The organism is Mycobacterium sp. OAS707, assembly GCF_014873705.1.
Classification (GTDB): domain Bacteria; phylum Actinomycetota; class Actinomycetes; order Mycobacteriales; family Mycobacteriaceae; genus Mycobacterium.
This window is the reverse complement of the sequence record NZ_JADBDS010000004.1, coordinates 80218-98731: the sequence shown is the minus strand read 5'-3', so window position 1 is coordinate 98731 and position 18514 is coordinate 80218. Positions and strand designations below refer to the sequence as shown.

The window sequence follows — 18514 nt, the reverse complement described above, 5'->3', positions numbered from 1 at the left end:
CCTCAGCTCGGCAGCAGTTCGCGGCCGATCAATACCACGGCGCCCAGTGTCGAGGCGCCGATTGCCAACCAGCGCAGTCGGGTTGGATCAAGAAAGCGGTTGACGCGGCGTGAAAGCGCGTATCCGGCGACCGCCGCAGGGATCAACGCAGCGAACGCCGACACGGTTCGGCCGTCGATGGCCCCGGTCACCGCGAGCGCGGCAATCGACATCATCGAGCCGACCAGAAAGAAGCCGCTCATCGTCCCACGCAGGCGCGCACCGCTGTTGCGTTGCCACACCAGCGCCATCGGCGGACCACCGATCGACGTCGCGGTGCCCAGCACACCCGACGTCGCGCCCGCCAGCACCACGTTGCGCCGCCGCGGTGCAGGAATCCAACCGAAGCTGGTAAGGGCGACACCTGCGAGCACCACGCCGGCCAGCATCACCGTCAGTGCCCGCTCAGGCAGCATGGCCAAAAGCAATGCGCCCGCGATGGTTCCGGGCACCCGGCCTACCAGAGCCCAGCCCGTGCCGTGCAAGTCGATGTCTTCGCGCTCCCGCACGGCCACGATCAACGTCACCAGCGTCGCGACCATGATCAGGGTGCCCGGAATGAGCCGCGGGTCGACGAGCGCGATCACCGGCGCGGCCAGCATGCCGATGCCGAAGCCGATCGACGCCTGCAGACAGGACGCCAGCATCACCGCCCCGGCGACAGTGCAGAATCCGAGGACACTCATACCGAGGCCAGCGTCCCCTCCTGCAACAGCGGATGGTGGCACTCGGCGGCGTGTCCAGATACTTCGGGGTCCACCGCACTCGGCGGCGTTGTCGTCGCGCAGACGTCGGTGGCCTTCCAGCAGCGCGTCCGGAACCGGCAGCCTGACGGTGGGTTCAGCGGGGAAGGCACCTCGCCCTTGAGCAAGATCCGTTCGGGGCGCTGCTCGCCGTTCAGCTTGGGCGCCGCAGACATCAGCGCGGCGGTGTATGGGTGGTTTGGCCGGTCGAAAACCGCTTCGGTAGGGCCGGATTCGATGATTCTGCCGAGATACATCACCGCGACGCGGTCTGCGACGTGGCGGACGACGGACAAGTCGTGCGAGATGAAGATGTACGAGATGCCCAGCTGGCTCTGCAGGTCGTTGAGCAAGTTGAGTACCTGCGCCTGCACCGACAGGTCGAGCGCGGACACCGGCTCGTCGCAAATGATCACATCTGGGTCGAGCGCCAGCGCGCGGGCGATCCCGATGCGTTGGCGCTGGCCGCCGGAGAACTCCTGCGGATACTTGTCGAAGGACTTCGCGCCGAGACCGACAAGGTCCAGCAGGCCGCGCACGCGCATCTCACGGTCACGACGGCCCTTGTACACACCCTTGTGGCTGCGCCACGGCTCGGCGATGAGCTCGCCGGCCGTCATCCGCGCATTCAGCGACGCGTAGGGATCCTGGAAGACCATCTGGACCCGACGGCGGAACGCCAGCAGCTCCTTGCCGCGCAGGCCGAACGGATCGATGCCGTCGAAGCGCACGGTGCCCGAGTCCGGTCGTTCCAGCATCAGCAATGTCCTTGCCAGCGTCGACTTTCCGCATCCGGATTCGCCCACAAGGCCGAGGGTCTCGCCGCGGGACAGGTCGAGCGTGATGCCGTCCAGCGCGCAGAGCTTCTTCTTGCCTGCGTTGGGAACGCTGAACGACTTGTGCAGATCGCGGACTTCGAGCAGCTTCTCAGACACAGGCATTTGTTAGTCCTCCTCTCGTCCGGCTTCAACCTCTTCGGGGAAGTGGCAGGCGGCCTTGCGGTCGCCACCATCAAGGGCGGGTCGCGTCGTCGCGCAGATGTCGCGCGCCAACGGGCAGCGCGCCTGATACACGCAACCCGCAGGGATGGCGTGCAAGTCCGGGGGCGTGCCGCCGATCGATTTGAGTTGATCACCGCGGCGGGCGTGGACGGGAACCGAGTTCAGCAGCCCCTTGGTGTACGGGTGCCGCGGGTTGGCGAAAACCTCTGCTACCGAGCCGGTTTCGACGATATTGCCCGCGTACATCACCGCGACGCGATCTGCCTCCTCTGCGACCAGCGCCAGGTCGTGCGTGATCAGCACGACGGCCATCTTGTATTCGGCACGCAGATCGCGCAGCAGCGCCATGATCTGAGCCTGCACGGTCACGTCGAGCGCGGTGGTCGGCTCGTCGGCGATCAGCACGCTGGGGTTGAGCGCGACGGCCATCGCGATCAGCAGTCGCTGCCGCATGCCGCCTGAGAACTGGTGTGGGTAGGAGTTCAGCCGGGTCTCGGGTTGCGGGATGCCGACGCGGGCCATCAGCTCGACCGCTTTGGCCTTGGCCTGCTTGGCGCTCATGCCGTGGTGGATCCGGAATGGTTCGGCCAGTTGGGTTCCCACGGTGTAGAGCGGGTTCAGCGCGGTGAGTGCATCCTGAAAGACGATCGCGAGTTCGGTGCCCGCGATCTCACGGCGCTTGGCCCTGCCGACGCGGAACAGGTCAAAGCCGCTGAGTTGCGCTGTCCCGCCGACCACGTCGGCGACGGGCTCGAGCAGGCCGACGAGGGCGGTGGCCGTCATCGACTTGCCGCAGCCGGATTCGCCGAGCAGCGCCAGCGTTTCGCCGCGGCGCGCCGTGAAGCTGACGTCGTTGACCGCGCGGACGGTGCCGCTGATCGTGCGTATGTCGACGGTCAGCCCGTCGACCTCCAACACCGTTTCGTCGAGATCGGGCAGGCGTTCTGCGACAGCGGTCATGCTTATGCCTTTCAAGAGAGGCGCTTCGTGGTTTTGGTGAAGCGAGAGAGGCGTTTCTGCGGAACGGTCAGGCGCCACCGTTGTCCCGGGTCGGTGGCGATCCGGGCCCATGCGGCGAGGATGGTCGCCGACACGGTGGTGATGACAATGGCAAGGCCGGGGAAGAACGACAGCCACCACGCGGTGTGCAGGTAGGTGCGGCCCTGCGAGACCATCAGGCCCCAGCTGACGTCGGGCGGCTGGATGCCGATGCCCAGGAAGCTCAACGAGCTCTCCGCCAGCATCACGTAGCAGAAGTCGAGCGTCGCGACGGTCAGCAAGGTGGGCAGGACGACGGGCGCGACGTGGCGCCAGATGATCGCTTGGGCGCTGGCGCCGAACGTGCGGGCCGCGTCGACGAACAGCCTGCTCTGCAGTTCGGCGGACTCGGCACGAGCCGTGCGCAGGTAGACAGGGACGCGCGTGATCGCCAGCACCAGAACGATGTTCGCCGCGCTTGGCGAGAACACGTACAGCACGACGACGGCGAGCAGCAGCGACGGGAAGCTCATGATCACATCGGCGACCCGCATCGCAATCGTTTCGCGCCAGCCGCGGTAGTAGCCGGCCCACATGCCGATCGCGGAACCCACGACGGCGGAAATGACCACGGCGGGGACCGCGACCGACAACGTGGTGCGGCAGGCGACGATCAGCCGGGCCAGCATGCTGCGGCCGAGCGGATCGGTACCGAGGATGTTGGCCCACCCGTGCGCGAGCGTGAAGGGCGCCTGGTTGGAGTTGTCCAGGTCGATATGAGTGGCGAGGTTGCCGACGAACATCGGTCCGACTATCCCGGTGAAAAAGACCAGGCCGAGCACGACCGCTGCTGCGGCGGCGACGCGGTCGTTGACCAGCAACCGGAACCATTTCGAGCGCTTGCGGGTTTCGGGCTCGCCGACGATCGCGGTGGTCGGCTTGACCGGGACGAGATCGAGTTGCGTGCTCATGTCTCTCCTAGACTCTCGCTGGTTCCCGGACGCGGGCGTCGAGCAACGCGTAGCAGGCGTCGATGAAGATGTTGAGGGCGAAGATGCTCACCGCCGTCAACAGCACGGCCGCCTGCAGCACGGCGAAGTCCCGTTGCAGGATCGCGTCGATCATCAGCTTGCCGATGCCCGGCCAACCGAAGATCGCCTCGACGACGACCGCACCGTTGACCAGTCCCACCGCGAGGTCGCCTGCGACGGTCAGCGCGGGGGCCGCGGCGTTACGCAGCGCGTGGTGGGTGACGACCCGCAGGTCGCTGGCGCCCTTGCTGCGGGCCAGTCGCACGTAAGGGGCGGACAGTGCGGAAACCATTGCGCCGCGCACGACTTGAGTGAGCACACCGAGCGGCCGGATCATCAGCGTCGCGATCGGCAGGATCCAGGACAGGCCGCTGTCGACACCGGAGGTGGGCAGCCAGCCGAGCAGGACGGCGAAGAGCCAGACGCCGGTGATCGCGAACCAGAAGTCGGGGATGCTGGCGGCGGTCATGGACAGCAGGCTGGAGAACCGGTCGGCCAGCGAGTTGGGACGGTAAGCGGCCCAGCAGCCGATGACCACGGCGAGCACGATCGCCAGAAGCATTGTGGTGAACGCTAATTGGAGCGTGGCAGGAAAGGCCCGCAGCGCCATTTCGGACGCGGATTCACCGGTGCGAAGCGAGGTGCCGAAGTCCAGGTGCAGGACGCCCTTGAAATAGTCGCCGAGTTGGGTCAACAGTGGCTGGTCGAACCCGTTCTTCGCGGCGAAGTCGGCACGCTGCTCCGGGGTGGCTGACTCGGGCAGGTACAGGTTCGTGGGGTCGCCGGTGAGTCGGGCGAGGAGGAACACCCCGAGCAGCACGATGATCAACGGCAGTGCGCTGGTGTACATCCGTCGCCGGATGAAGGAGAACATGGGCTAGGCCTCCCGGTTTGTGCTGGCGAACGTCATCTGGGCTAGCCGCATCTCGTCTCCGGTTGCGGAGTTCGGCCGATAGTCGACGCGCGGTGACTTTCCGAGCACCCCGTTCATGTGCGCGATGTAGGCGAACTGGCCGACCTCGGTCGGCTCGGCCGCGAACAGCTTGGCGTACGCGTCCTGACGCTGCTGGCCGATGAGCTGTCCGGCCGCGTCGATCTTCTGGTCGAAAGCAGGTGTACCGCAGCCGTTTTGCGCTCCGTCGGTGCGCATGTACTGGTCGACGCTGAACGCTGCATCCCCGGCCTGGTTGCCGTGCATGATCAGCGCGACGAACGGTCCTGCGTTGTCAGGGAACGGGCGTAGCTGATACTGCAGCTGACCCGCGGTATCCATCATCTCGATCTTGGCGTTCAGGCCGATTTCGGCCAGCTCACTTTGGATGACTTCCATGGTCTCGGTGATCTTCGGGAACTGCGCGGTGCGGCCGATCAACCTGATCTGCGTGCCGACAGGGACTCCGGCCGCCTTCGCCTCGGCCACCAACTGCTTGGCCTTGTCCGGATCGTGCGGCCACAGCGCCAGATCTGGGTTGTGGCCGACGACGCCGTCGGGGATCAACTGGGCGGCCGGCTCGCCCATGCCGCGGAACAGCGCCTTGACGATTCCGGTGCGGTTGACCGAGTAGTTGATGGCTTGGCGGACGCGGATGTCGTTCAGCGGCGCCTGGATACACGTGATGCGCAGTGCGGTGGTTTCGTTGTTGGGAAACGCCACACCGAGGTTGCCCGCGCCGTCCTCGGGGCCAAGGCCCGTCGCGATGTCGGTCTCGTCGTTGGTGATCATCGCGGCGCGCACGCTGCCCTCGCTGCGCCACTGGTATTCGGCGCGGGCGAACGCGGGCTGCTTGCCCCAGTAGGTGGCGTTGCGCGCCAGCCGCAACTTCTGGCCGTACTCCCAATCGTCGACGACGTAGGGGCCGGTGCCGATCGGTTCGCGCACCTTCGCGGTGGTGCTGGTGGTGCGCGGGACGATCTCCACGAACGAGATACGCAGCGGCAGAATGGGATCGGGGGTTTCGGTGGTCACTGTCAGCGTGGTGTCGTTGACGGCGTTGAGCTTGAGCTTCTCGTCGCCGAACACGTAGCCGTCGACGTTGCAATTCAGATCGGAGTTGACGGCCCGGTCGATGGAGAACGCGGCGTCGGTTGCGGTGAACCGAGCACCGTTGGAGAAGGTGACGTCCTTGCGGATGTCGAAGGTCCACTCGGTCGGCGAGGTTTGCCGCCAGCCGGTGGACAGCAGCGGCTGCAGGTCACCGGAGGCCGGGTCGCGCTCGATGAGCGGTTCGGTGATGTTGGACCTGACGACGACACCCGTCGACGTCAGCGAGCTCTCGCACGGCTCGAGGGTCGGCGGCTCCTCGGGCAGCACGATCCGCAGGGTGTTGAGGTCGTAGCCACCGTGCCGCGAGTTGGCGACGGTGCAGCCGCTGGCGACCACGGTGACTGCCGCAAGCGCGACGGCAAGTGCTTGGCGTCTCATGGATCCTCCCGGGCTGCGGTTGGTGACGTCCACGTATGTAGATAAACCGTGTGATCGCAGACACACGTTAGGGAGGGCTTCGGAACAGCGTCAACCCGGGCCAAGTGGCCGAATGGGAGTTTGTATTGGCCAACCTCTCCTGCGAAATGCCAGCTCACACTTGGTTTTTCGACCGCTCATACCCTGCCTGGACTGTCGATAGCGCTGTCATGCGGGTTGGGTATAAGTCCATGCTATTTCGGGGTTGGACGGGTATTCGCAGGTCGCCGTACCGTGGGGGTCATGAGTCGTTCGGTGTTGCAGGTCGGGCCGTTGAAGCCGTCGTTGGCACAGACCCTGCGGGACGACTACGCCGCCTACGTGCTGCCCGACGAGCCCGCCGACTTCCTGACCGAGCACGGCAGCGAGATCAAGGCGGTGGTGACGTCGGGCCGGAAGGGCGTTGATGCCGAGTTGATGGCTGCGCTGCCCAACCTTGGGGCGGTCGTGAACTTCGGGGTCGGCTATGACACCACCGACGTGGATGCGGCCGCAGCGCGCGGCGTCGTGGTCAGCAACACCCCCGATGTGCTGACGGACTGCGTGGCCGACACGGCGGTGGGTTTGGTGATCGACGTGATGCGGCAGTTCTCGGCTGCAGACCGCTATGTGCGCGCGGGCCGGTGGCCGGTTGACGGGAACTATCCGCTGACCCGTCAGGTGAGCAACAAGCGAATCGGGATCATCGGGCTCGGCCGCATCGGCAGTGCAATCGCGCAGCGGCTCAGCGCCTTTGGCTGCGTGATCTCCTATCACAACAGACATGTGGTCGAGGGATCACCGTATGAGTATGTGGAGACACCGGCGGACCTGGCGCGCGGGGTGGATGTGCTGATCGTCGCCGCGGCAGGCGGTGCGGGCACGCAGGGCCTGGTGAGCCGCGAGGTGATCGAGGCGTTGGGTCCCGACGGTTATCTGGTGAACATCGCGCGCGGCAGTGTCGTCGACGAGAAGACGTTGGTCGACGCGCTGGAGGAAGGCCGGTTGGCGGGTGCGGGACTCGACGTGTTCGAGGACGAGCCCAATGTGCCTGGCGCGCTGTTGACCATGGACAACGTCGTCGTGTTGCCGCATGTCGCCAGCGGCACGGTGGAAACCCGCGCGGCGATGGAGGACCTGACGCTGCGCAACCTCGACAGCTTCTTGAAGACCGGTCAGCTCGTCACGCCGGTGCCGATGCCGGCGCGGGTCGGCGCTGACTCCTGATCACCCTCATCAACATGGCCGGGTGCATCAGTCGGCTCGCGGGCTCGACGAGATGCAGAATGCGAACGAATGTCTCGGTCAGAACGATGTCTTTGGCCGCGGCAGCCATGAATCTGTCCATGTACCAGTTGATTAACCGTTTCGGTACCGAGCGCCAATCGTCGGCGGGGAAGACGGCGAAGTCGTTCAACCGGTTGCCCCGCCAGACGGGCCGCAACTTCTTGGTGGTGGCGCGGAAGTAGCGCTGAGCCACGTCATCGGTGCCCTTGCGCAACGCGTCACGCAACGCAATAGCTTGCAGCGCTGCGGAAGTCATGCCTTGGCCATAGACCGGATTGAAGCTGCAGACGGCGTCGCCGATGACAAGCAGTCCCTTCGGGAATCGACTCATCTTGTCGTAACGGCGCCACACGCTCGCGGGGTAGTTCTGCGCGCGCACCGGGCCCAGTGGTTCGCCGGCGCGCAGCGCGGTGATGATGTGGGGCGGCAACAGTTCGGCCATGGACGTCATGAGCCCGGCAAAGTCAGTCGGTAGCTTCTGGCCTGCGACGCCGATGAGGGTGAGGACCACGACATCGTTTTCGTAGACCAATAGACCTGCGCCGGTTGACCTTTCGATCGTCGGTGCAATCAGGACGGTCTTCTCGCTGATCAGGCCGATCGGGACCTTGAAGAACTGGCTCGTGTAGTTCAGGTTGACGGTGTAGCGCTGTTCGGTGGGTCGGCCGTAGCCGTGCGCTTCGAGGAATGCCGGCGTGCGCGCCGAGCGGCCGGTCGCGGCGATGACCAAGTCGGCGTCCAGCCGATGCTCTTCGCCCGAGGCGCGGTTGGCCACGCGAATCCCGGTGACATCGCCTGCGAGGTCGACGGTCGGTTCGATGGCCTCGTGTCCGTCGAGGATCGTCACGTTCTCGATCGCCCGCACTCGACGCCGCACAAGCGTCTCCAACAGTGGGCGGCTGGCGAGATGAGTGGAGATCCCGTGGGGGTTGGTGAATCGGCCGGCGCGGGACAACACGTGATCGCCGAAGCGGATATAGGCGACGGCCGGGTCGGTGCCGTCGACGAATCCGGCGCCTGCCGTGACGAGGTCGTCCGGCAGTTCGGGGAGCAATTGACCCAACGCGCGCGAGCCGCGACTCATCAACGCGTGCAGATGGTGGCTCTGCGATGCGCCACGCCGGTGAGTTACCTCGTCGGGCAACACATCACGCTCGATGAGCGTGACGGATTCATAGAAGTCGGAAAGGACTGCGGCGGCGAGCAGTCCGGCCATGCTTGCGCCACATACGACTGCGGTTTGTCGACGTTCGCTCACTCGAGTTCACTCCGGCAGACCCGACCCTACTGGGGCGTGTCATCAAATGATGACACGCTTGAGAACGTCTTAGTAGTTGTTGCAGCTGTTGGCGACCTGGACGACAAGGCCGGTGTATGGCGCAGCCGCCGGAATGCTCTGCACCTGCTGGAGCATCTGCTGACGCTGAGGTACCGGCGCGCCGAGGAATTGGTGCAGCCATCCCACCGCCACCGGACTTCCGGTGAACTCGGCGGCGTTCTCGGGCGACTGGGCATTCAGCGCTGCGATCACCTGGTCGTAGCTGCATGTCGTGTTGACGACCGCACCTACATCGGGAGTTGCGGAAGCGATCCCGCTGCTGAGGCCGAGCGACAGTGCCATGCCGGTCGCGGCAACAACCACCTTCGTCCTCAAGATCATGCATTCACGCTAGCACGCCGCAGACCAGCGCGTCCGTCGTCGATTTTCGTTGAAAGAGAACACCTCTCATGTTTCTCGCTGCGAGCCCCGCAGTTGAAGCGCGCATCGATTGCAATTTCAAGCAAATCAGTCCCAGTTATCTACCTGGACTGATTGCCGCCACAGCAATATGTGCCCGGCATACAATCAGCGGGCGACAGGCTTTGCGCTGGGGGGCGAAACATGACGGCAGGCATCGAATGCGCAATCCCACTCGAGTGGGAAACCGTGAGTTCTACCTGCCAACGTGCGACCGATCGGTTCGTGGAGTTGCTCCGATCGGCACCCGATGCGCAAGCCTCGGTGCCGGGGCTCGACTGGACTGTCGCCCAGGTGGCGGCCCACGTCGTGTCGCTCACTGCCCGCTATGTGCCCTTTGTTCAGGGTCAAGGAAAGGCGTTCTACGCCACCATGCCCGAAATGAACGCACACGAACTGGACGCGCTTTCGGCGTTCAGTCTCGACGAACTTGCCGATCGACTCGAAGCTGGAACGGCATCGTTGCTGTCGTTGTGTCCATCCGGGCGGGCTCCTGCAAGGTTATTCGACCTCGATTCGGACTGCACGTCGGCCATCGCCCTCTACGTCGAGGAGTTACTCGTCCACGGTCTAGATATCGCGAGAGCCGTCGGCAGGACTTGGTCCATTACGCATGACGAGGCGGTGATAGCCATCGGTGGTTTGACGGTTCCGTTGCCCAAATTCGTCGATCCACAAAGCACGCGCGGGATGGAGGCCACCTACGAACTCAGGCTTCGCGGCGGCCCGACGTGCGCGATGACCGTCGCCGATGGCGCAGTGTCCTTCTCGCCGGGTCCCGCGCCCAATGCCGACTGCCGAATCTCTGCTGACCCAGTCGCCTTCCTGCTGACGGGTGCTGACCGCGAACCGGAATGGAAGGCGCTACTCGGCGGGAAGATGGTCGCCTTTGGCCGGAAACCCTGGCTCGCGTTGCGCTTTAAAAAGCTCTTCGTCAAGGCTTGAGCGCCGCTATCCCACGACGTCTTCGACCAGATCATCGGTGGTCCATTCGCGCTGCGGCAGAACGTCTCTCAACAGCCGCAGCAGGGCGGGATTGGAGCTGTCGCCCCGCCACACCGCATCCAACTCCACCGGCCGCTCCCGAAACGCCCCGATCGACCGGAACACCACGCCGTCGGGGTGCAGTGTCGCCGCCGACGCAGGCACCAGCGCGATGCCGATGCCTGAGCGCACCAACACCAACATCGTGTGCACCTGCGTCACGTACTGCACGTAGCGCGGCGTCGCCCCGGCGATCGTGAACGTGCTGATGAGCAACTCGTTGAAATACCTGGCCTGCACCGGCGAGTACATGATCACGTCCTGGCCGTCGAGGTCGTTCAGCGTCAGCTGCCGTCCTAGCGAGGCCATCGGATGGCCCTCGGGCACCGCGGCGATCAGCTGCTCGTGCAGTAGCGGTCGCGACACCAGGCCCGGCCGCTTCACCGGCGGGCGCGCCATGCCCAGGTCGAGCTCACCGGTCATCAGCCCCTCGAGCTGCACCGCCGTCACCATCTCCCGCAGCTCCAGCTTCACATCGGGCAGCTTCTCGCGCGCCGCCCCAAGCAGCCGCGGTAGCACCACGTGAGCGGAGGCCGCGGTGAACCCGACGACGACGGTGCCCAGGTCGCCTTCCGGGATCCGTTTCACGGTTTGTGCAGCACCCTCGGCCAGCTGCAGGATGCGCCGGGCATCGGGCAGGAACGCGACGCCAGCAGGAGTCAGCGTCACCGTCCTGGTGGTTCGGTCGATGAGCTGCACGCCAAGCTCGTTCTCCAGCTGCTGGATCTGCCTGCTCAGTGGGGGCTGGGTCATGTGCAGCCGCTCGGCGGCCCTCCCGAAGTGCAGCTCTTCCGCGACGGCGACGAAACAGGACAACCGGGCGAGCGAAAACACCGATGCACTCCTCGCATCACTGCGCACCGTTTACGCGCAGGTTGGGCATCAGTTTAGGTGCCACCGATCGCCGAGTGTGGGCTTAACGCACGCTTCAGGCGCCAACAGCGTGCGGGTAACCCACGTTCGGCGGGGTAAGGGCTACCAGCGCGGACCGGTCGCGTCGAAACTCGGATCGATGCTCTTCATGTATCCGGTGTCGTCGCGGTCACGGATCCCGCACCGCACGTACTGCTCATGCAACGCCGCCAGCGCAGCCTCGTCGATCTCGACCCCGAGTCCAGGCGTCGTCGGCACCGCCACCGATCCGTCCACGAACGACAGCGCTCCTGGCTTGACGATCTCCTCGGTCTTCCATGGCCAATGCGTATCGCACGCGTAGGTCAGGTTGGGTGTTGCGCCGGCCAAATGCACCATCGCCGCCAGGCTGATGCCCAGATGCGAATTCGAGTGCATCGACAGCCCGAGCCCGAACGTCTCGCAAATGCCGGCCAGCAGCCGCGACCGCTGCAGTCCGCCCCAATAGTGATGATCCGAGAGCACTACGCGCACCGACTGTTTCGCGACTGCGGGCGCCAGGTGATCGAAGGCGACGACGCACATGTTCGTCGCAAGCGGCATCGGCGCCTGCCGTGCCACCTCGGCCATTCCTTCCAGCCCCGGCGTCGGGTCTTCGAGGTATTCCAGGACACCTGCCAGGCCGGAGGCCACCTTCACCGAGGTCTGTGGCGTCCATGCCGCGTTCGGATCCAGCCGCAACGGATGCGAAGGGAACGCCGACCGCAGCGCTTCGATGGCCGCCATCTCCTCCTCGGGCGCAAACACGCCGCCCTTGAGTTTGATTGCGCTGAAACCGTATTCGTCGACGATGCGCCGCGCCTGCGCGACGATGCCGTCCGGGTCGAGCGCCTCGCCGAATGCGTCCGGCTCGAAGCCGGGATGCGCCGCCCATTTGTAGAACAGGTATGCGCTGAACGGAACGGCATCGCGGACCGCGCCGCCGAGCAGGTCCGACACCGGACGGCCGGTGGCGTGCCCCTGCACGTCAAGGCACGCGACCTCGAACGGCGACAGCACCTGGTCGACCGCGCTGGCCGACGCGATCATGCCGGCCGTCCCGACCGCACGGGAGTCACCCTTGAGTCGCGAAGCGATCGCCGCGCGTATCGAATTCAACGCGAACACGTCCAGGCCGGTGATCGCGGAAGCCGCCGCTCCCAACCGCGCGAGGTGGGCCTGGTCGGCATACGTCTCGCCGAGGCCGACGAGGCCTGCGTCGGTGTCCAGCTGGATGATCGCACGCAGCGCGTACGGCTGGTGCAGGCCAACGGTGTTGAGCAGTGGCGGGTCGACGAACGCGACCGGCGTGATGCGGGCGCCCGTGATGCGAATTCGGCTGGGCGCCATGGCTATACAGCCTCGGTGAGCGCCTCGGCCAGCACCGACCGACCAGCGGCGATGATGGCCTGCAGTTCGATCACGTCGTCGGCGGTCGGCATCACCAGCGGTGGGCGGACCGGGCCCGCGGGCGTGCCCTCCAATGCGACGCCCGCCTTGACGAGCGATACCGCATATCCGGGCACGGTGTCGCGCAGTCGCACGAGCGGGTGGAAGAACTCCCGCAGCAGACCGTTCGCCAGCGCGTCATTTCCGGCTTCGAGCGCGTTGAAGAACGCCAGCGCCAGGTCGGGGGCGAACGCGAACGTCGCCGACGAGTACAGCGGCACCCCGATCGCGCGGTAGGCCTGCTGCGTGGTCTCCGCGGTCGGCATGCCGTTGAAGAACAGGAAGTCCTTGTCTGCATCTTTCAACGCATCGCTGACCGCGCGGACAATGCGCGCGACCTGGTCGAGATCGCCTGTGCCGTCCTTGAATCCGATCACATTCGGGATCTTAGCGACCTCGATGGCGGATGCCTCGGTATAGCGGGCATTGTTGCGGTTGTAGACGATGAGCGGAAGGTCGGTGACAGCCGCGACCTCTCGGGTGTAGGCGATCAGCCCAGCCTGCGGCATCTCGACGAGATACGGCGGCAGCAACAGGATGCCGTCGGCGCCGGCGTCCTCGGCGGTCGCGGCGAATACCTTGGCCTGGGTGACGGAGCCGCCTGCGCCCGCGTAGACCGGCACGCAGCCGGCGACCACCTCGACGGCAGTTCGCACGACGCGGCCGAACTCCTCGGCCTCCATGGCGTGGAATTCACCTGTGCCGCAAGCGATGAACACGCCGCCGGGACCGGCGTCGACACCGCTGCCGACGTGGCGGGCCAGCAGGTCGAGGTCGACCTCGCCTGCCTCGGTCATCGGGGTGACAGGGAAGAACAGAACTCCACTAAACGTGGGGTGCATCGGTTGGGACTCCTTGATCGGTGTTGCGGGGTCAGTCACGGGTCAGTCGGCCATCGATGCGCCGCCACAGGTGGTCTGGATTGTCGTCGGCAATTGCACTGGGCAGCAGCGACTTCGGCACGTTCTGGTAGGCGACCGGGCGAAGGAAGCGCTCGATCGCACGAGAGCCAACCGATGTGCTCCGCGAGTCGGACGTGGCCGGGTATGGGCCACCGTGCACCATCGCGTGCCCGACCTCGACGCCGGTAGGCCAGCCGTCGAAGAGGATCCGGCCTGCCTTGAGCTCGAGCAGGGGCACCAGCTGGCGAGCATCGTCGTAGTCGGACTCGTCGGCGTGCACGGTGGCAGTCAGCTGGCCCTCGAGGCCCTCGGCGACGGCGCGCATCTCGGCTGCGTCGGCGCAGCGCACGATCAGGCTCGACGCGCCGAATACCTCGGCCTGCAGCCGCTCCGAGCCCAGGAAACGCGACGCATCGGTCGTGAATAGTGCAGCGCGGCAATATGTTTCGCTCTCGGAAGCCTCGCCACGGACTATCAGGTCGGCTTCTCCGCTCAACGTGTCGACACCGGCGGCGTAGTTCGACGCGATGCCGGGCGTGAGCATCGGGGTGGCAGCTGCCTTCGCGACGGCATCCCGTGCCGCGCCGAGGAAGGTGTCAAGGCCCGGCCCGTCTATGGCGATCACCAAACCCGGATTGGTGCAGAACTGTCCGGAGCCCATTGTCAGCGACGCGACGAACGCAGCGCCGAGGGCTGCGCCGCGTGACGCCAAGGCGCCGTCGAGCAGGAACACCGGGTTGACCGAGCTCATCTCGGCGTACACCGGGATCGGTTCGGGACGGCTCGCCGCGGCAGCGACGAGAGCCGTTCCCGCAGTGCGTGATCCGGTGAAGCCGACCGCCTTGATCCGCGGATCGGTGACGAGCGCGATGCCAAGCTCGGGCCCCGATCCGAACAGTAGCGAGAAGGTGCCTGCGGGCAGTCCGGTGTCGGCGACAGCCTCGGTGATGGCGCGGCCGATCAATTCGGAGGTCCCGGGGTGGGCGTCGTGGGCTTTGACGACGACCGGGCACCCGGCGGCCAGTGCCGACGCGGTATCGCCACCTGCGACCGAGAACGCCAGCGGAAAGTTGCTTGCGCCGAACACCGCGACCGGCCCCAGCGGAATGGAGCGCTGACGAATGTCGGGCCGTGGCAACGGCTCCCGGTCGGGCAGGGCGGGATCGATGCGTGCGCCGTTCCAGCTGCCCTCGCGCAGCACGTCGGCGAACATCCGCAACTGACCGGTGGTGCGCGCGACCTCGCCGGTGATGCGGGCCTCTGGCAGTCCTGATTCCGCGACGGCGCGGGCGATGACACCGTCGCGGATGGCTTCGATGTTGGCCGCAATCTTCTCCAGGAACTTGGCGCGCTGCTCGGCGGTTGTCGACCGGTAGTCGGCGAAAGCCGCCGCAGCCGCGGAGCACGCGGTCTCGACGTGAGACCGATCGCCGTAGGGGTAGGCAGGCTCGAGTTGCTGGCCGGTGCTCGGGTTGAACCCGCGAATCGGTGTGCCTGCGCCGCGCACGGGTGAGCCGGCGATGAGCATCTGTCCGGTCAGGCGTGAGGTGTCGGGCATGGTCGTTGTCATGGTGTCCTCGGCCGTCGCTGGTCGTCGCTGTCTATCAGCAACGGTAGGAGGCATATCCATGCTTGTCCAAGACCGATATACGGCCGAATGATGCAGTACTTGGATTAATGCCTCGGCAAACGAACGGGGAAGCCATCGAACGAACATCGACAAGACGACCTGTGAGTCGCCTTGCAGAGGCTCGTAATCTGGTGTCAGACCGCTCAACACAATCTCGCGAGTGAAGGAATTCGGCAGGCATGGCGTCGTTGAGAACGGGCGACGGTTTCCCCGACGTCGTCGTCACCGCAGTCGCATCGACCACTTCGCTTGGCCCCGATGCGGAAAAGACTTGGCGGGCGCTGCTCGACGGGCAAAGCGGCATTCGCGAACTGGATAAAGCCTTCGTCGGCGAGTTCGATTCACCGGTGCGCATCGGCGGGCCGCTGCAAGAGAATTTCGACGAACACCTCAGCCGCGTGGAGCTCCGGCGGCTGGCGTACATGCAGAAGATGTCGCTCGTGTTGGGACGGCGGTTGTGGGAGAACGCCGGAACGCCGGACGTCGACACCAGGCGACTGATGATCGCAATGGGCCTCGCGCTCGGCAGCACCGAGGAGATCCCCTCGCAGTACGACTCCTGGAAGGAGAAGGGGCTGCGCGCGGTGTCGCCTCTCGCGGTGCAGATGTACATGCCGAATTCGCCTGCCGCAGCGCTCGGGCTCGATCGCCAGGCCAAGGCCGGGATCATGTCGCCGATCATGGGCGACGCGTCGGGCGCCGCAGCAATCGCCGAGGCGTGGCGACAGATCGTGCTCGGCGAGGCTGACATCGCGATCTGCGGCGGGGTGGAGACGCACATCGAGGCGGTGCCCGTCGCATCGTTCTGGCAGGCGGGGCTGTTGTCAGCCAACAATGATGACCCGCAGGCAGCCTGCCGCCCGTTCGACAAGGACCGCGACGGCATGGTGCTCGGCGAAGGCGGTGCGCTGCTGCTCATCGAGACCGAGGAACACGCCAAGGCGCGCGGTGCCTCGATCCTGGCGCGGGTCATGGGGGCGGCGATGACCTCCGACGGCTACGACGTGGTCGAGCCGAACCCAAGCGGGCAGGATGCCAGCCACGCGATCGCGCGCGCCATCGACTTGGCGGGGCTGACGCCTACCGACATCGACCATGTGAATGCGCATGCCAGCGGTACCAAGCACGGCGACCTCGCCGAGGCCAACGCGATCGCGCTCGCATTCGGCAATCACAAGCCGGCGGTTTTTGCTCCCAAAGCCGCACTAGGTCATTCGTTGGGCGCGGCAGGCGCCGTGGAGGCGGTGTTGACGGTTCAGGCGCTGCGCGACGGAGTCGTGCCTGCGACGCTCAACCTGACGAACCTCGACCCCGAAATCGACCTCGACGTCGTCAGCGGCATTCCCCGCAACGGCGACTACCGCTATGCGGTCACCAATTCGTTTGGCATCGGCGGCCACAACGTCGCGGTCGTGTTCGGCGCCGCTTGAGCGTCACGCCTTCGTCAACGTGAACTGTCCCAGTTCGCTGATCCCGCGGCGGAAGAAGGCGGAGCATCCGGTCAGGTAGCGCATGTAGCGGTCGAAAACCTCTTGGGACGTCGCGGCCACCGCTTCGTCGTGCGCGGCTTGCAAGTTGGCCGCCCACGCATCCAGCGTCCGCACATAATGCTCATTGAGGTACTGCGTCTGTTCCAGCGAAAACCCTGCCGCACCGGAGTATTCGGCAATGTCTTCGTCACAGGGGATGGCGCCGCCAGGGAAGATCTCCTTGGCAATGAACCGCATGAACTTCAGGTCCGTCATGGTGATCGGGATGCCCATCTCGGGCCACCGCTTGAGCGGATGGCCGAGGATCGTCTGCAGCACCATCCGGCCGCCCGCAGGCAGGATTCGATAGCAGGTTTCGAAGAAGGCCGCGTAGCGGTCTTTCGGAAACGCTTCGAACGCCTCGATGCTGATGATGCGGTCGACGGGCTCGTCGAATTCTTCCCAGCCGCGCAGGAACACTCGCCGCGAGCGATCGGAATCGATCTCCTCGAGCAAGTGCTGGCAGTAAGCCGCCTGATTCTTGCTCAGCGTCAGCCCGACGACGTTGACGTCGTAGTTCTGAACCGCACGCTTCAGTACCGAGCCCCACCCGCAACCGACGTCGAGAAGCGTCATTCCGGGGCGCAATTCGAGCTTGTCGAGCGCGAGATCGATCTTCGCCATCTGCGCGTCTTCAAGAGACATGGTGTCGTTGGTGAAAAACGCACAACTGTAGGTGCGGGATGGGTCTTGAAACGTCCCGAAGAATTCGTCGGAGAGGTCGTAGTGGGCCTGGATCTCCTCGAAAAACGGCCGCATCTTCACCGTCCCGGCGTTGCCCTCAGCCACCTCTATCGACCTCCTCCACGGATCGCTCTCGCGATCTCGACGGACCTGACCCCCCTTGTTTCTACCTCAAGTTTCGTTAGGTGGGCGAATCAGCCTTTCTCGCAAGTGAACTGGCAAACATCTGTGTATCCGTTGCGAAACAGGTCGGCACACCCCGTGAGGTACTTCATGAACCGCTCGTAGATCTCTGTCGAGGTGATGGCGATGGCCTCGTCCTTCTGTGACTCGAGATTTGCCGCCCAGGTATCCAGCGTCCGAACATAGTGCGGCTGGAGGTGTTGCTCACGCGTGACGTGGTAGCCGGCCTCGACGGCGTGGTCCCTGACCATCGACGCCAGCGGCAGCCGACCGCCCGGGTAGATCTCATCCATGATGAACTTGATGAAGCGGACGTTCGACATGGTCAGCGGCAACTTCTTGGCTTTGATCTCCTCGTCTTCGGGAATGATGATCGTGTGTAGCAGCATGACCCCGTCGTCCGGCAGCCAGTTGAAGGTCTTCTTGAAGTAGTCGTCGTACTTGCCGAACCCGAAGTGCTCGAACGCGCCGATCGACACAATCCGGTCGACCTGCCCTTCGAACTCCTCCCACGGCTGCAGGCGAACCTCCATGTGACGCTTGCTCGTCGAGTTGGCGAACCAGTGGTCCTCGATGTGCTGCTTCTGGTTCTCCGAAAGCGTCAACCCGATGACATTGACGTCGTACTTCTCGACGGCCCGCATGATCGTGGACCCCCACCCACAACCGATGTCGAGCAGGGTCATCCCCGGTTGCAGCCCCAGCTTGCCGAGCGAAAGGTCGACCTTGGCCATCTGCGCCTGTTCGAGCGTCATATCGTCGCGCTCGAAGTAGGCGCAGCTGTAGGTCTGAGTGGGGTCCTGCCACAGCTTGAAGAAGTCGTTGGAGATGTCGTAGTGGAACTGGACTTCCTTCTTGTCCGAGCCGCGCGTCTGGCCGGCGGACTTGGACAGCCACTTGGACTGGGCGACCGGAGTTGTTCCTGCGCTACCTGACACTATGCAT

At 65.2% G+C, this 18514-nt stretch carries 17 protein-coding genes; 3 read left to right on the top strand and 14 right to left on the bottom strand.

All coding sequences use genetic code 11. The annotated features are described in order from the left end of the window. Positions 1 to 2 precede the first annotated feature (2 nt). From GGC64_RS25415 to GGC64_RS25390, 6 genes are read right to left on the bottom strand one after another with little or no spacing between them, the layout of a single operon-like run. Positions 3 to 725 (bottom strand): sulfite exporter TauE/SafE family protein, encoded by a 723-nt coding sequence (locus GGC64_RS25415; protein ID WP_192725361.1) that lies wholly within the window; start codon positions 723 to 725, stop codon positions 3 to 5. After that, positions 722 to 1717 (bottom strand): oligopeptide/dipeptide ABC transporter ATP-binding protein, encoded by a 996-nt coding sequence (locus tag GGC64_RS25410; protein ID WP_192725926.1) that lies wholly within the window; start codon positions 1715 to 1717, stop codon positions 722 to 724. The genes GGC64_RS25415 and GGC64_RS25410 overlap by 4 nt, the downstream gene beginning before the upstream one ends. Before the next feature lie 9 nt (positions 1718 to 1726). Continuing rightward, on the bottom strand, positions 1727 to 2743 hold the full coding sequence (locus tag GGC64_RS25405) for an ABC transporter ATP-binding protein (protein ID WP_192725360.1): 1017 nt from the start codon (positions 2741 to 2743) through the stop codon (positions 1727 to 1729). 11 nt (positions 2744 to 2754) lie between these two features. Beyond that, positions 2755 to 3732 carry an ABC transporter permease gene (locus tag GGC64_RS25400; RefSeq protein ID WP_192725359.1) on the bottom strand — a complete coding sequence of 326 codons (978 nt, stop codon included), beginning with the start codon at positions 3730 to 3732 and terminating at the stop codon, positions 2755 to 2757. Positions 3733 to 3739: 7 nt separating this feature from the next. After that, complete coding sequence (locus GGC64_RS25395; protein WP_192725358.1) at positions 3740 to 4666, bottom strand: ABC transporter permease; 927 nt, start codon at positions 4664 to 4666, stop codon at positions 3740 to 3742. Positions 4667 to 4669: 3 nt separating this feature from the next. Beyond that, the gene (locus GGC64_RS25390) at positions 4670 to 6214 is read right to left on the bottom strand and encodes an ABC transporter substrate-binding protein (RefSeq protein WP_192725357.1); all 1545 of its coding nucleotides are present in this window, start codon (positions 6212 to 6214) and stop codon (positions 4670 to 4672) included. A 282-nt stretch (positions 6215 to 6496) separates the two neighbouring features. Between GGC64_RS25390 and GGC64_RS25385 the strand changes: the two genes are divergently transcribed. Then, positions 6497 to 7459 carry a 2-hydroxyacid dehydrogenase gene (locus GGC64_RS25385; RefSeq protein WP_192725356.1) on the top strand — a complete coding sequence of 321 codons (963 nt, stop codon included), beginning with the start codon at positions 6497 to 6499 and terminating at the stop codon, positions 7457 to 7459. Here the strand turns inward: GGC64_RS25385 and GGC64_RS25380 are convergent. Together GGC64_RS25380 and GGC64_RS25375 are read right to left on the bottom strand one after the other, a co-directional pair. Continuing rightward, on the bottom strand, positions 7416 to 8735 hold the full coding sequence (locus tag GGC64_RS25380; RefSeq protein WP_192725355.1) for an NAD(P)/FAD-dependent oxidoreductase: 1320 nt from the start codon (positions 8733 to 8735) through the stop codon (positions 7416 to 7418). The genes GGC64_RS25385 and GGC64_RS25380 overlap by 44 nt on opposite strands. A 111-nt stretch (positions 8736 to 8846) precedes the next feature. Continuing rightward, entirely contained in the window at positions 8847 to 9179 is a 333-nt protein-coding gene (locus tag GGC64_RS25375) for a hemophore-related protein (protein WP_192725354.1), read from the bottom strand. A 222-nt stretch (positions 9180 to 9401) separates the two neighbouring features. Between GGC64_RS25375 and GGC64_RS25370 the strand changes: the two genes are divergently transcribed. Continuing rightward, complete coding sequence (locus tag GGC64_RS25370; protein ID WP_192725353.1) at positions 9402 to 10202, top strand: maleylpyruvate isomerase family mycothiol-dependent enzyme; 801 nt, start codon at positions 9402 to 9404, stop codon at positions 10200 to 10202. A gap of 6 nt (positions 10203 to 10208) precedes the next feature. On the opposite strand, the gene GGC64_RS25365 is transcribed toward GGC64_RS25370, so the two are convergent. From GGC64_RS25365 to GGC64_RS25350, 4 genes are all read right to left on the bottom strand, one after another. Then, entirely contained in the window at positions 10209 to 11135 is a 927-nt protein-coding gene (locus tag GGC64_RS25365) for a LysR substrate-binding domain-containing protein (RefSeq protein WP_192725352.1), read from the bottom strand. Between the two features lie 141 nt (positions 11136 to 11276). Then, positions 11277 to 12542 (bottom strand): glucarate dehydratase family protein, encoded by a 1266-nt coding sequence (locus tag GGC64_RS25360; RefSeq protein ID WP_192725351.1) that lies wholly within the window; start codon positions 12540 to 12542, stop codon positions 11277 to 11279. A 2-nt stretch (positions 12543 to 12544) separates the two neighbouring features. Beyond that, positions 12545 to 13483, bottom strand: a complete 939-nt coding sequence (locus GGC64_RS25355; protein ID WP_192725925.1) for a 5-dehydro-4-deoxyglucarate dehydratase — start codon at positions 13481 to 13483, stop codon at positions 12545 to 12547. 31 nt (positions 13484 to 13514) lie between these two features. Beyond that, on the bottom strand, positions 13515 to 15113 hold the full coding sequence (locus GGC64_RS25350; RefSeq protein ID WP_192725350.1) for an aldehyde dehydrogenase (NADP(+)): 1599 nt from the start codon (positions 15111 to 15113) through the stop codon (positions 13515 to 13517). 239 nt (positions 15114 to 15352) lie between these two features. Between GGC64_RS25350 and GGC64_RS25345 the strand changes: the two genes are divergently transcribed. Beyond that, a complete protein-coding gene (locus GGC64_RS25345) occupies positions 15353 to 16603 on the top strand; it encodes a KasA/KasB family beta-ketoacyl-ACP synthase (RefSeq protein ID WP_192725349.1) in 1251 nt (416 codons plus the stop codon). Between the two features lie 3 nt (positions 16604 to 16606). Here the strand turns inward: GGC64_RS25345 and GGC64_RS25340 are convergent, their stop codons facing one another. Together GGC64_RS25340 and GGC64_RS25335 are read right to left on the bottom strand one after the other, a co-directional pair. After that, positions 16607 to 17461, bottom strand: a complete 855-nt coding sequence (locus GGC64_RS25340) for a cyclopropane mycolic acid synthase family methyltransferase (RefSeq protein ID WP_192725924.1) — start codon at positions 17459 to 17461, stop codon at positions 16607 to 16609. Positions 17462 to 17580: 119 nt separating this feature from the next. Next, positions 17581 to 18507 (bottom strand): cyclopropane mycolic acid synthase family methyltransferase, encoded by a 927-nt coding sequence (locus GGC64_RS25335; RefSeq protein ID WP_192725348.1) that lies wholly within the window; start codon positions 18505 to 18507, stop codon positions 17581 to 17583. Positions 18508 to 18514 lie beyond the last annotated feature (7 nt).

Excerpts from the sequence above, each read along its gene's own strand:
- GGC64_RS25415 (WP_192725361.1), bottom strand. The coding sequence starts at position 725 with ATGAGTGTCCTCGGATTCTGCACTGTCGCCGGGGCGGTGATGCTGGCG.
- GGC64_RS25405 (WP_192725360.1), bottom strand. The coding sequence starts at position 2,743 with ATGACCGCTGTCGCAGAACGCCTGCCCGATCTCGACGAAACGGTGTTG.
- GGC64_RS25400 (WP_192725359.1), bottom strand. The coding sequence starts at position 3,732 with ATGAGCACGCAACTCGATCTCGTCCCGGTCAAGCCGACCACCGCGATC.
- GGC64_RS25395 (WP_192725358.1), bottom strand. The coding sequence starts at position 4,666 with ATGTTCTCCTTCATCCGGCGACGGATGTACACCAGCGCACTGCCGTTG.
- GGC64_RS25390 (WP_192725357.1), bottom strand. The coding sequence starts at position 6,214 with ATGAGACGCCAAGCACTTGCCGTCGCGCTTGCGGCAGTCACCGTGGTC.
- GGC64_RS25385 (WP_192725356.1), top strand. The coding sequence starts at position 6,497 with ATGAGTCGTTCGGTGTTGCAGGTCGGGCCGTTGAAGCCGTCGTTGGCA.
- GGC64_RS25380 (WP_192725355.1), bottom strand. The coding sequence starts at position 8,735 with ATGGCCGGACTGCTCGCCGCCGCAGTCCTTTCCGACTTCTATGAATCC.
- GGC64_RS25375 (WP_192725354.1), bottom strand. The coding sequence starts at position 9,179 with ATGATCTTGAGGACGAAGGTGGTTGTTGCCGCGACCGGCATGGCACTG.
- GGC64_RS25370 (WP_192725353.1), top strand. The coding sequence starts at position 9,402 with ATGACGGCAGGCATCGAATGCGCAATCCCACTCGAGTGGGAAACCGTG.
- GGC64_RS25360 (WP_192725351.1), bottom strand. The coding sequence starts at position 12,542 with ATGGCGCCCAGCCGAATTCGCATCACGGGCGCCCGCATCACGCCGGTC.
- GGC64_RS25355 (WP_192725925.1), bottom strand. The coding sequence starts at position 13,483 with ATGCACCCCACGTTTAGTGGAGTTCTGTTCTTCCCTGTCACCCCGATG.
- GGC64_RS25350 (WP_192725350.1), bottom strand. The coding sequence starts at position 15,113 with ATGACAACGACCATGCCCGACACCTCACGCCTGACCGGACAGATGCTC.
- GGC64_RS25345 (WP_192725349.1), top strand. The coding sequence starts at position 15,353 with ATGGCGTCGTTGAGAACGGGCGACGGTTTCCCCGACGTCGTCGTCACC.
- GGC64_RS25340 (WP_192725924.1), bottom strand. The coding sequence starts at position 17,461 with ATGCGGCCGTTTTTCGAGGAGATCCAGGCCCACTACGACCTCTCCGAC.